This is a genomic window from Bradyrhizobium sp. SHOUNA76 (assembly GCF_023006445.1).
Classification (GTDB): domain Bacteria; phylum Pseudomonadota; class Alphaproteobacteria; order Rhizobiales; family Xanthobacteraceae; genus Bradyrhizobium.
This window is the reverse complement of the sequence record NZ_JALBHA010000142.1, coordinates 1-12,578: the sequence shown is the minus strand read 5'-3', so window position 1 is coordinate 12,578 and position 12,578 is coordinate 1. Positions and strand designations below refer to the sequence as shown.

Sequence of the window (12,578 nt, the reverse complement as noted above, 5' to 3'; positions counted from 1 at the left end):
GTGGAAGTAGTGGTCAGTGCCGAGCAGCTGGCGGAGCGCCGCGAGCGCGTGGATCGTACGCTGCGCGCCGTGCTTGCCGAGCCCGACGCCGGCTTCCGCGCCATCGGCGTGCTCTATCAGGAGTTCGTGGTCCGCTGCCGCATCGAGGGTCTCGGCGCAGCGGTGCCCGATCTCAACGAGTTTCGCCGCATGCTGACGCATGCGCGCGCCGGGCTCGGTGCTGACATCGCCGGGGACGACGCCTGGCAGGACGTGTCGCTGCGCGCTTCCATTTTGCCCGACGACATGCAGGGCGTGTTCATGATGATCGCGCGTGCGGCGAAGGAAGGATGGCCGTGTCCCGGCGACGCCGCGATCGCGCGGGCTTATGGCTCGCATTCGCTGCGAAGGGCGCAGCGGCTGCTCGGCTATATGGAGGAGCAGGGCCTGATCGTCGTCCAGCTCGACGGCGGCGGGCGCCGGATCGTGACGCTGGTGGAGCTGGCCTGGGCCACGGCCCCCGGCGATCCCAACGGCGACGATCTGCCGGCCGAGCAGGTCGCGAGAGCGGCTTCGGCTTGAGCGTCACCACGAATGAGATGCGCTCCCTCTCCCGCTTGCGGGAGAGGTTGAGACACCTACGCCGCCTCGGAGCCGCCGAGATAGGCGTCGCGAATGCGAGGGTCGTCCTTCAGTGCGCGCGCCGGGCCTGACAGCACGATCTTGCCGGTCTGCAGCACATAGGCTTCATGCGCGATCTCGAGCGCGAGGCTGGCGTTCTGCTCGACCATGAACACCGAGACGCCTTCCTGGTTGATGGTGCGGATCAGCTCCAGCACGCGGTCGACATAGAGCGGCGACAGGCCCATGGTCGGCTCGTCCATGACGATCATGCGCGGACGGCTCATCAGTGCGCGCGCCATCGCCACCATCTGCTGCTCGCCGCCGGAGAGCGAGCCGGCGCGCTGCGACAGGCGTTGGCCGAGCTTCGGGAACAGCGTCAGCATCTTGTCGAGATCCTGCGCGATCGCGTCGCGATCGTTGCGCACGAAGGCGCCCATCAGGATGTTTTCGCGCACGCTCATGTCCGCGAACAGCCGCCGCGCCTCCGGCACCGAGGCGATGCCGCGGCGGACGATCTGCGGCGTCGAGAGGCCGAGCAGCGAGGCGCCGTCGAAGCTCACCTCGCCCGAGCGTGGCTTCACTAGGCCCAGGATGATCTTCATCGTGGTCGACTTGCCGCTGGCATTGCCGCCGAGCAGGCAGACGATATGGCCACGCGCAACCGTGATCGACAGGTCGAAATGCACCTGAGCCTGACCGTAGAAGGTGTTGACGCCGGTGAGCGTGAGCAGCGGTTCGGCCGAAGCGTTCGTCATGCCGCGCTCTCCTGCTCCGTTGCCAGGCCGTGACCAAGATAGGCCTCGATCACCTTGGGATCACGCCGCACCTCTTCGCCCGGCCCTTCCGCGATCTTCTTACCCTCGTCCATGACGACGACGCGGTCGGAGAGCCGCATCACCATCTCCAGCTTGTGCTCGATCAGGAGGATGGTCAGCCCTTCCGCCTTGAGCTCGGCGACGAGACCCTGCATCTCCGCGGTTTCGGTCGGGTTCATGCCCGCCGTCGGCTCGTCGAGCAGCAACAGGCGCGGCTTCAGCGCGAGCGCACGTGCGATCTCGACGCGGCGCCGGTTGGCGTAGGAGAGACTATAAGCCGGCTGGTCGATCCGCGGCAGCAGCCGCTCGCCGAAGCGCGCGAGAATGGCTTTCACCTCTTCCCGCAGTTTCTCCTCCTCGGCCTTGACGCTCGCCGGGCGCAGCAGCGCGAGTCCCAGCTCCAGCAGCGGGCCGATCACCGGCACGGCCGGCTTCACCGCGCGCAGCCGCGTGTGGGCGCCGATCAGGACGTTGTCCATGACGCTGAGATTGCCGAAGACGCGACCGAGCTGGAACGTGCGCGCGATCCCCTCGCCTGCAAGCCGTTCCGGCGACAGGCCCGTGATGTCCTGGCCTTGGAAGCTGACAGCGCCGTCATCGGGCCGGTCGAGCCCGGTCACGAGATTGAACAAGGTCGTCTTGCCGGCGCCGTTCGGACCGATGATGCTGACGAGTTCGCCCTTGGCGAGATCGAGATCGATGGCGTCGACGGCGGTGAGGCCGCCGAAGCGTCGCGTCAGCCCGCGCAGGGACAGCATCAGCGTGTTCTGCTCCGCCATCAGATCGTCCCCAGCAGGCCCTGCGGCCTGAACCGCACGAGCAGCAGCAGCACGATGCCGTAGATTAGAATGCGATACTCCGCCGCGATCCGGAAAACTTCGGGCAGACCGACCAGCGCGACCGCCCCGAGAATGGCCCCGACGACATTGCCGAGGCCGCCGAGGATGACGACCGTCAGCGCCAGGATCGATTGCTGCGTGTTGAAGGTCTCGTGGTTGATGTAGGAATACAGGTGCGCCGCGATGCCGCCGCTGACGCCGGCGGCGAAGCCGCCGAAGATGAAGGCGAGCGACTTGTAGCGATTGAGGCTGAGGCCATAGGCACGCGCGGCGACGTCGTCGTCGCGGATGGCGCGGAAGCTGCGGCCGAGATGCGAAGTGAGCAGCCGCCCCTGCAGCAGCGCCAGCACGACCATCACGGCGAAGCTGAACCAGTAGATCGAGGTCGGGCTGATCAGATCGTAGCCGAACAGCGACAGCGGCGGGATGCCGGAGATGCCGATCGGCCCGCGCGTGACGCTCTCCCAGTTCAGGATCACCAGCGACACGATCTCGCCGATGGCGAGCGTCGCGATCGACACATAATGCCCGCGCAGGCGGAACGACGGCGAGATCAGCGCAGTGCCGAGCGCAGCGCTCATTAGGCCACCGCCGATGATGGCGAGACCGGCCGGCACCGAGAACGTGAGCGACAACAGCGCCGACGTGTAGGCGCCGATCGCGAGCAGCGCGGCGTGACCGAGCGAGACCTGGCCGATCGTGCCCGCAACCAGCGTCAGGCTAAGCGCGAGCATGCCGAGCAGCCAGGCATTGATCAGGGTCTGTAGCACGTAGAACGAGACCGGGAAAAACGGCAGGACCGCGAAACCTGCGGCCGCAACAGCTAAAGCCCAGCGTGGAATGCGCACTGGCCGGCTCGGCGCGATGAACGTGCCGGTGAGCGGCTCCGGCGGCGCCTGCCGCGCGCTGGCGAACAGGCCGTTCGGGCGGAGCACGAGCACGACGACGAGCAACAGGAAGGCGAACAGATTGCGGTAGCTGGTGCCAAACATGGCAACGCCATAGCTCTCGACGAGACCCAGCAGCAGGCTGCCGATCACCGCGCCGGGTACGTTGCCGGCACCACCGACGACTTCGGCGACGACGCCCTTGAGCGTCGCCTGCAGGCTCATCGCGGTGTCGATCTGGTTGTAGTACATGCCGACCAGCATGCCGGAGACGCCGCCGAGCGCAGCGGCGATGCCGAACACGGCCTGATTGACGCGGTTGACGTCGACGCCCATCTGCATCGCGGCGTCGCGGTCCTGGGAGGCGGCGCGCACCGCCCAGCCGAGCTTGGAGTAGCGCAGGAACACGAACAGCAGCAGCGCGCTGGTGAGGCCGACACCAGCTATGAGCAGATCAAGGGGTCCGATCGTGCCGCCGCCGACCTGGAATCGGACATCCGGCAGCTGGCTCGGCAGCGCGCGCGGATTGGGCGAGAAGGTCAGCATCACCAGCTGATCGAGCACGAAGCTGATGCCGATCGTCGCGAGCAGCGGCGCGATACGCACCGAGTTTTGCAGCGGACGAAGCCCGAACCGCTCGATGATCAGCCCGACGATCGCGGCGGCCACCGCGACCACGATGATGGTGAGCGGCAGCGGCGTATGCAGCTGCACCACCGCCACCCAGCCGATATAGGCACCGACGAGATAGATCGAGCCTTGCGCAAAGTTGATCAGCCGGCTGACGCCGAAGATCAACGCAAGCCCGACCGCAACGAGCGCGTAGACATTGCCGACGATCAGCCCGTTGATGGTGTAGTCGAGCCAGGAAGACACGCAGCGTTCCTACTGAAGGGAGAACGGGCTGGAGCGATCGCTCCAGCCATGAAGTCAAGTCGGCTTGCCGTCCCAGAGCGCGAACTGGCCCTTGCGGACGACAAGCTCGGCGTTCATGGCGCCCTTGACGCGGCGGCTCTCGACGTCAAACGTGGCCTGGCCGAAGATGACGCTGGAGACGTCCTTCACCTTGGCGAAGGCATCGCGGACGGCGCGGCGGTCGGTGCCGCCGATCTTGACGACGGCAGCGGCCATGTTCATCGCGTCATACGAATAGGCGTTGAAGGCGTCGGGCTCCTGCCCGCCATACTTCGCCTTGAAGCCTGCGATGAACTTCTTCACCTCGGGCCTGGGATCCTCGGGGAAGTAGCGGGTGCCGAGATGGACGTCCTCGACCGCCTCGCCGCCGAGCTCTATGAATTTCGGTGAGTAGACCGAGCTTGCGGCGCAGATCAGCTGCTTGAGTCCGACCTGCCGCGCCTGACGCGCGATCAGCGCACCGTCGGAATAATAGGAGATCAGGATCAGCCCATCCGGACTGGCGTCACGCACCCGCACCAGCGTGGAGCGGAAGTCGCGCTCCTCCGCGATGTAGCCCTCGGTCACCGCGATTTCGGCGCCGTATTCCTTCGCCGCCTTGACGAAATAGTCGCGGCTGGTGCGGCCCCAATCGGTGTTGAGGTGCAGCACTGCGAGCTTCTTGAGGCCGAGCCGCTTCACGGCATAGGCCGCCAGCAGCGGCTGCTCGTCGGCCTGGCTGACCGAGGTGCTCCACATGAAGTCGCCGCCCTTGGTGAAGTCAGGATGCGAGTTGGTGAAACCGAATTGCACGAGGCCGCCGCGCTGGTAGATCGGCGAGGCCGCCATCGAGGCGGGACTGGAGAAGTCGCCGAGCTCCATGACGATCCGGGGATCGGACACGAACTTCTGGGCGATCGCTACCGACTGGCGCGGATCGCTCTGGCTATCCTCGAACTGGTAGGCGAGCTTGCGGCCGTTGATGCCGCCGGCAGCCATGATCTCGTCGAGCGCGAGATCAAAACCCTGCTTCCACTGCGTGCCATATTGCGCGTTCGGTCCCGTGAGCGGACCGCTGACGCCGAGCAGGATCGGTTCGGATGTCTGCGCGACGGCGGCGCGCGAGAAGGCTGCGCCCGCCATCATGGCGGCGAGCGAGCCCTTGATCAGGGTACGACGATCGATGTTGCTCATGCACGGCTCCATCCACTCAGGTGTTGAACAAGCAGCAATTCCCATGCCGGTGAAATTGCCTATTTCGAGGGCTCGCCGAGCGACAGCATGAGCCGGTTCGCCCAGTTGAAGAACGAGGCACCATTGATGACGTCGACGATCTCGGCATCGTCGAGCCCGGCGCGGCGCAGGTCGGCGATATTGTCAGGACCGAACGTGATCGGCGTCGCGGCCAGCGCCACCGACGCCTTGACGATGGCGTTCCAGCGCTCGCCGAGATCGGCCTCGACGCCTTCATCGAGCAGGCGCTGCACGTCCTCGCGGCGCTTGGAATAGGTGCTGGCGAAGCGCGCATGCACGGACGCGCAATAGATGCAGCCATTGTAGCGCGAGGTCGCAGCCGCTGCGAGCTCGCGCTCGGCGCGCGGCAGGCCGTCGGCGACATTGTAGAAGATGTCCTTGTCGGTCTTGGTGCGGGCTTCCAGGACTTCCGGATCGCGCACCAGCAGGCGGAAATATTCGGACTTGGCGCGGGCGCGATCGACCAGGCCGGCGTAATGCCGCTCGGTCAAACCGGCCTCGGGCAGCGGGTCGATCCACGATACCCAGCCCAGTTCGTCCTGGGTGAAGACGACGGGGGGATTGACGGTGGCGCTCATGATTGCGGCCTCCTCTTATGTGTTCGCCGCGGCGAGCGTGCGCAGGCCGCTGACGACCCGCACCTGGAACGACAGGAACGCGACGAGCTGGGAGAAGGTGACGATGCCGGTGTTCGACCAGCCGGCGTCCAGCAGCGCCTTCATGTCGGCGGATGCCGCATCGCGCGGCCGGAACACCAGCAGGTGCGCATGCTCGAGCGCTGCGACGAGCCTGATGCCGAGAGCGGACTTACTCGCCGCACTCACGCGATAAATCAGGCCGGCAGTGTTCTCGACCGACAGCGGACCGGCAGGATACGAGCCATAGGGACCCGAGGTCCTGCCCCGCGCGATCTCTGCCTCGATCGCTGCCAGCAGGCGCGCGCCATCCGCGTTCGCGGCAAGCTTCTCGCGATAGAAGGCGGCAACGGGGGATTCGCCGTGAAGTCCGGTCACGAAGGCCGCGATCGCGGCACGTTCGGCCAGTGAAAAATCGCTCGCGTCGATCGGCTCGAACAGGGAGAGATAGCTCTTCTGCGCATTCTCGCGCGCCTGCAGGCGGCGGGCGCGGATGGCGTCCAGAGCCGAGCCCGGTTCGATCCCGGCGAGCGTGTCGATGATATCTGTTGTTGCCATCATTGAGCCTCGTGCAACGCGATCGCGTTCATAGCGGTTAACCTGCGAGCGCCACTTCGGGTGCCGTCCTGATCCAGCCCAGCGCCGGGGCAACCTTCTCCGCGACCAGATCGATCGAGCGCAGGACATGGGGATGGGGCGCGTCGACCGAATGCACCTGGAAGACGAGATCGGTCACCCGCTCCAGCGTCGCGTCGGTGCGGAGCGAGGCAATGACGTGGTCGGCATCGCCGACATGCGTGTCGAACGCCGTGATCATCTCCTCCAGCGTCTCGCCCGGCTTGGCGTGGCCGCCCTTGAGAAACTGAGGCAGCGCGCGGCGCAGCCCGATATCGGCAAAGCGCATCGCCTCCGCATGGTCGTCGGCCACGAACACGCTGCGCGAGGCCATGATGCGGGGCTCGACTCCCTTGGGCAGCGCTTCCAGATAGGCATCGATCACCGGATTCTGGATCTCGGCGAGGGTCGCCTTCGGCGCCTCCTTGGTTCGCGGCTGGGTGCGCGACAGCAACAGGCCGTCGCCCGCCTTGCCGGCACGGACACCACCCGCGACCGAGAACGTTGCCTGCCAGATCCGCTTGTCCAGCTGCGGCCGCTGCGGATAGATCGTATCGCCGCCATCGAGCGGCTTGCCGACCAGGGCTATGCGGACGACCTCCAGATTGCGCGCAAAGATCTCGTTGCGCTGGGCGCTGTCGAGACCGAAGGCGGCAAAGGCCGACGGATTGCCGCCGGTGCCGACGCCGAGCTCGAAGCGGCCGTTGCAGATGAGATCCAGCACCGCGGCGTCCTCCGCCACCCGCACTGCATTCTCCAGCGGCAGCGTGACGATGCCGGTGCCGAGGCGGATGCGCGAGGTCTGGGCTGCGACATAGCCGAGGAACGTGAAGGGTGACGGCAGGCCGCCTTCGCGCTCGTGGAAATGATGCTGCGCGATCCACGCGGAATCGAGCCCCGCCTTTTCGGCGCGCACGATCTGCTCGGCCGCGAAGCGGTAGCGGTCGGCCGGCGGGGCCTCGTCGAGCAGGCGCGTGAAGAACCCCAGGCGTTTCAGATTTGCAAAGCGTTTCATGCGACCCCTGTCGGGCGAGGATGGCCAGGCTGCCGATGATGTCGGTTACTGCTGCTCCAGACAAGCGGGCATTGCGCAAGGCTCATACGCAAGGCTCGTACGCAACGCTGCCCGCCGGGATCGCCCTGCGCTGGAGCTGGGCAGACTGCCTACCAGCTCGGCAGCACCGCGCCCTTGAACTTGGTCAGGACGAACTCCTTGACCTCCGGCGTGTGATAGCTGTCGACGAGGATCTTGACCCAGGGCTTGTCCTTGTCGGCGGCGCGCACGGCGATCAGGTTGACGTAGGGGCCCTTCGGGTCCTCGCGCAGGATCGGATCCTTGACCGGATCGAGGCCCGCCTGGGTTGCATAATTGGTGTTGATCGCGGCGGCGTCGACATCGTCGAGCGCGCGCGGCGCCTGCGCCGCATCGACCTCGATGAATTTCAGCTTCCTGGGATTCTCGGTGATGTCGAGCACCGTGGGCTTGAAGCCCGTGCCGTCCTTCAGCTTGATCACGCCCTTGTCGCGCAGCAGCAGCAGCACGCGGCCGCCATTGGTCGGATCGTTCGGGATCGAGACCTTGCCGCCCTCGGGGATGTCGGCGAAGGCCTTGTGCTTCTTCGAGTAGACGCCGATCGGGAAGTTCACGGTCAGGCCGACGGCCTCGATCTTGTAGCCGCGGTCGGCCTTCTGGTTGTCCAGGTAGGGCTGGTTCTGGAACGAATTGGCCTGGATATCGCCGGCATCGAGCGCGGCGTTCGGCACGACATAGTCCGAGAACTCGATGAGCTGGATGTCGAGGCCGTTCTTCGCCGCAATCGGCTTCACCGCCTCGAGGATCTGCGCATGCGGCCCCGGCGTCACGCCGACCTTGATGGTCTCGGCGGCAGCGCTCGCCGACCACGCGGCCAGGATGGTTGCAAGGATCAGGGGAAGGCGAAACGACATCTTGGTCTCCGAAGGTCTAGAGCAGCGAGTGGAACCGTATTCGCTTCTCCGTAGGCCGAAATCAATGAAATGGATATCCATATTGAGTGCTTGCGGCGGGCACGCGTTCTCCATTCGGCAGCAAACGCGAAACGAATTCACGGGGCTGCGGCCACGCCGCCCGCGCGGTCCGGCGCGACCTTTGAGCAGTCAAGTTCGCGACGAGTTCGTCGCCTGGGTCGTTCCGGCGGCGGTCGAGTTCGTGGCCCTGCAAGGACGTTCCCATCGTCATTTCGTCGCATGGCCCTGCGGCCACGCCAGCATTGCCGCCTCTTGCATGATGCCACATGATGGCGGCGAGTGATGTCTTCGAGGTGGAGGGTCTGATGAACGAGAACGAAATCCGGAATCTGGTCGCGGAGGTGAAGCATGGCACGCTGTCGCGACGCTCGTTCATCCAGAAGGTGGCCGCGGTCGGAATCGCAGCACCCATCGCGAGCCAGATCCTGGTCTGGAATGACGTGGCGATGGCGGATGCCACGTTGCCGTACAAGCCGACCAAGGCCGGCGGCGGCGGCCCGCTGAAAATGCTGCTCTGGCAGGCCCCGACCCTGCTCAATCCGCATTTCGCGATCGGAACCAAGGACCAGATCGCCTCGCGCGTCTTCTTCGAGCCGCTTGCCGGCTGGGACAAGGAGGGCAATCTGATCCCCTGCCTCGCCGCCGAGGTTCCGACCAAGCAGAACGGCGGCCTCGCCGCCGACGGCATGAGCGTGGTCTGGAAGCTGAAGCAGGGCGTCAAGTGGCATGACGGCAAGCCCTTCACCGCCGACGACGTCGTCTTCACCTGGGTCTATGCCGCCGATCTCGCCACGGCCGCCTACAGCACGGGATCCTACAAGGACATCAAGGTCGAGAAGATCGACGACCATACGGTCAAGGTGTTCTTCAAGGCGCCGACGCCGTTCTGGGCCGATCCCTTCGTCGGCTCGGTCGGCCAGATCCTGCCAAAGCATCATTTCGGCGACTACGCCGGCGCCAAGTCGCGCGAGGCGCCCGGCAATTTGAAGCCGGTCGGCACCGGCCCGTACAAATTCGTCGAGTTCAAGCCCGGCGACCTGATCCGCGCCGAACGCAACCCCGATTATCACATCAAGAACCAGCCGCATTTCGACACGCTCGAGATCAAGGGCGGCGGCGATGCGGTGTCCGCGGCGCGCGCCGTGCTGCAGACCGGCGAATATGACTTTGCCTGGAACATGCAGGTTGAGGAGGAGGTGCTCAAGCGCATGGAGGCGAGCGGCAAGGGCAAGCTCGACGTCACGCCGTCGGGCAATGTCGAGTTCATCATCCTCAACACGACGGATCCCTGGACCGAGGTCGACGGCGAGCGTTCGAACGCCAAGACCAAGCACCCGACGCTGTCCGATCCGGCCGTGCGCAGCGCGATCAACCTGTTGATCGACCGCGACTCGATCCAGAAATTCATCTACGGCCGCGGCGGCGTCGCCACCGCGAGCTTCGTCAACGCGCCCAAGCAGTTCAAGTCGCCCAAGCTGAAATACGAGTTCAGCATCGACAAGGCCAACAAGCTCCTCGACGAGGCCGGCTGGAAGAAGGGCGCGGACGGCATCCGCGAGAAGGACGGCAAGAAGCTCAAATACGTCTTCCAGACCTCGACCAACGCGCCGCGCCAGAAGACGCAGGCCATCATCAAGCAGGCCTGCGAGAAGGCCGGCATCGACATCGAGATCAAGTCGGTCACCGCATCGGTGTTCTTCTCCTCCGATGTCGGCAACCCCGACACCTATTCGAAATTCTATGCCGACATGGAGATGTACAACACGACGCAGCCGCAGCCCGATCCGGAGCGCTTCCTGAACCAGTGCGTCTCCTGGGAGGTCGCCACCAAGGACAACAAATGGCTGGGCCGCAACATCTCGCGCTGGTCCACTCCCGAAGCCGACAAGGCCTACAAGGACGCGCAGAACGAGCTCGACCCCGTCAAGCGCGCCGCGCTGCTGATCAAGGTCGACGAGACCTTCTGCGACGCCCACGTCTTCCTGCCGCTGCTCTCGCGCAACATCGTCAACGCCGAGGTCAACAGTCTCATGGTGGACATCTCGGGCTGGGACACCATCACGTGGAATCTGGCGGCGTGGCATCGGGCCTGAGGGGACGGGCAGACATCGTTGGCGTTCACTTTCGTGTCCCGGCGCTGCGTCCGGGGCACGAGAGCCGAGTGAGGGCGCACGCTCTCTTCCCGTCATTGCGAAGGCGGGGAATCCAGTACGCCGCGGCTTCTCGGTTCAATCACGGTCGTCTCGGAGTACTGGATCGCCCGGTCAAGCCGGGCGATGACACCGAATGTGTGGCCGCTGCCGTGTCGTAGGGTGGGCAAAGCGAAGCGTGCCCACGTATCTTTCGCGACCGAGAGAGACGGTGGGCACGGCGCAAGAGCGCCTTTGCCCACCCTACGATATCGAATTTGTGACACGCAGCTCGACTCACAGACATGCCTTCGCATTCTCGCGGCTTGAACCACCCGAGCTTTGCTTCGTCTCGTCCCCCTTTTTAAGCCAAGAGGGCGCAGGGAAGGCCGGGTGCCGGCTGGCACCCGCGGTCTGCTGCGCGAATAATGCGCAAAGGAGACCGCACAGCAGCATACAGGTGTCGCCGATCACTCGGCCTTCCCTGCGCGATGGCCGGACGGCTTATGCCGTGATCTCCCGGGAGCCGAACTTTCCTTCTGGCCTCCCTCACCGTCCGAATTGACGATGCCGTCCGCCCGGTTGGGCTCGCGCACATCTTCGAAAGGCTTGACCGTAGCAACGACGGCCAGGACCACACGGTTTTGCCGTACGCACGGCCCGCCATGTCGCCGCAGTATTTCCAGCCCTGTCGACAAAGCCGAAAACTTACAGGCAAGACGAACCTAGCAGCGCCGCTCGTCTGCACGCAGGTATCGAGCTCACAGGGACTACCCGCCCTGCCCGCCCCATCTCGTGCCGACGCTGCCGCGTCCACCGCAGCCCCGGCTCGCGATGCGTGACGACACAAGATCGCCCCTCTTGGATGAGCCGGGATGAGCGACACATACGATAAAACCGAATTTCGGTAAAGTGGAATATTTTCGCGGGGAGGGGTTGACGGGGTGGCGACACAGGAGGTTACCCGGCGACGGCTTTACGGCTCAAGGCCGCCGCATATCTCACAAGGCAGAGGATCAGGCCAATCGACACACGGTTGTGCACCATATCGATCTGAATACAATGCCCACGACTGACGGTTATCTTTCAACTACGAGGATTTTTATGAAATGGGTTGCGCTCCTATTCGCACTGATTAGAGCGGAAGCGAAACCCATCGTCTCGCCGCGCGGCCAGAATTGATGGGTTTCGCTTCGCTCTACCCATCCTACGCACCTCGCGCCCCCCTCACCCCGCTTCAAACGCCCCCCGCGCCGCCTTCACCGACGATGCGATGAACCGGTGCACTTCCTGCACTCTCCGCGTTCCGTGCGTGTCGGGATGTGACGTCAGCCAGTAGTTTCTGACGAAACGCACTTCCGGCAGCAGGCGGCGGAGCTCGGGGTAACGGCTTGCGGCGTAGTCGTGCAGGATGCCGATGCCGTGTCCGGCGCGGACTGCCTCGATCTGCGCGACGATGCTGCCGCATTCGTAGCGGCGGGACATCAGGCGCCCGAGGGCGGCGGCATAGTCGAGGGCACGGCTGTAGGCGAAATCCTCGATGTGGGTGACGAACAGGCGGCCGGCGAGATCGGCCTGCGTCTCGATCGGCCCCTCGCGCTTCAGATAGGCTTTCGAGGCGTAGACGCTGAGGCTGTAGTCGGTGAGCTTGGACAGGATGAGCCGGCCCTGCTTCGGCCGGTCCAGCGTGATCGCGATATCCGCCTCGCGGCGCGACAGCGAGAACGTGCGCGGCAGCGGCACGAGCTGGATGACCAGTCCCGGATGGCGCGCCGCCAACGCGCCGAGATGCTCGGCGAGGAAGAAATTGCCGAGGCCATCGGGCGCGCCGACGCGCACTGTGCCGCTGATGGTGTCCGCGCTGCCGCCGATGCTGGCGCCGACTTTGAGAAACTCGCTT

10 protein-coding genes and 1 pseudogene are annotated in these 12,578 nt (G+C 65.2%); 2 read left to right on the top strand and 9 right to left on the bottom strand.

From position 1 onward, the window contains the following. Positions 1–561, top strand: a pseudogene (locus tag MOV74_RS17030) (ATP-binding protein); the annotation flags it as partial. Between the two features lie 56 nt (positions 562–617). On the opposite strand, the gene MOV74_RS17025 reads toward MOV74_RS17030, so the two are convergent. The 8 genes from MOV74_RS17025 to MOV74_RS16990 form a co-directional block, all read right to left on the bottom strand. Further along, entirely contained in the window at positions 618–1,358 is a 741-nt protein-coding gene (locus MOV74_RS17025) for an ABC transporter ATP-binding protein (protein WP_246924631.1), read from the bottom strand. Then, a complete protein-coding gene (locus MOV74_RS17020) occupies positions 1,355–2,197 on the bottom strand; it encodes an ABC transporter ATP-binding protein (protein ID WP_246924629.1) in 843 nt (280 codons plus the stop codon). The genes MOV74_RS17025 and MOV74_RS17020 overlap by 4 nt, the downstream gene beginning before the upstream one ends. Beyond that, complete coding sequence (locus MOV74_RS17015; protein WP_246924627.1) at positions 2,197–4,020, bottom strand: ABC transporter permease; 1,824 nt, start codon at positions 4,018–4,020, stop codon at positions 2,197–2,199. Before MOV74_RS17015 ends, MOV74_RS17020 begins: the two co-directional genes overlap by 1 nt. A 54-nt stretch (positions 4,021–4,074) precedes the next feature. Beyond that, entirely contained in the window at positions 4,075–5,232 is a 1,158-nt protein-coding gene (locus MOV74_RS17010) for an ABC transporter substrate-binding protein (RefSeq protein WP_246924626.1), read from the bottom strand. 59 nt (positions 5,233–5,291) lie between these two features. Further along, a complete protein-coding gene (locus MOV74_RS17005) occupies positions 5,292–5,870 on the bottom strand; it encodes an alkylhydroperoxidase domain protein (RefSeq protein ID WP_246924623.1) in 579 nt (192 codons plus the stop codon). Positions 5,871–5,885: 15 nt separating this feature from the next. Beyond that, the gene (locus MOV74_RS17000; protein WP_246924621.1) at positions 5,886–6,485 is read right to left on the bottom strand and encodes a CMD domain protein; all 600 of its coding nucleotides are present in this window, start codon (positions 6,483–6,485) and stop codon (positions 5,886–5,888) included. Between the two features lie 37 nt (positions 6,486–6,522). After that, on the bottom strand, positions 6,523–7,557 hold the full coding sequence (locus MOV74_RS16995; protein WP_246924618.1) for a putative FMN-dependent luciferase-like monooxygenase: 1,035 nt from the start codon (positions 7,555–7,557) through the stop codon (positions 6,523–6,525). Between the two features lie 149 nt (positions 7,558–7,706). Continuing rightward, positions 7,707–8,489: a MetQ/NlpA family ABC transporter substrate-binding protein gene (locus tag MOV74_RS16990; protein ID WP_246924616.1), complete on the bottom strand. Its 783-nt coding sequence runs from the start codon at positions 8,487–8,489 to the stop codon at positions 7,707–7,709. A 365-nt stretch (positions 8,490–8,854) separates the two neighbouring features. Between MOV74_RS16990 and MOV74_RS16985 the strand changes: the two genes are divergently transcribed. Beyond that, a complete protein-coding gene (locus tag MOV74_RS16985; RefSeq protein WP_246924614.1) occupies positions 8,855–10,642 on the top strand; it encodes a peptide ABC transporter substrate-binding protein in 1,788 nt (595 codons plus the stop codon). Between the two features lie 1,263 nt (positions 10,643–11,905). Here the strand turns inward: MOV74_RS16985 and MOV74_RS16980 are convergent. Beyond that, positions 11,906–12,578: substrate-binding domain-containing protein (locus MOV74_RS16980; RefSeq protein ID WP_246924611.1), on the bottom strand; the 673-nt coding region annotated here is incomplete at its 5' end.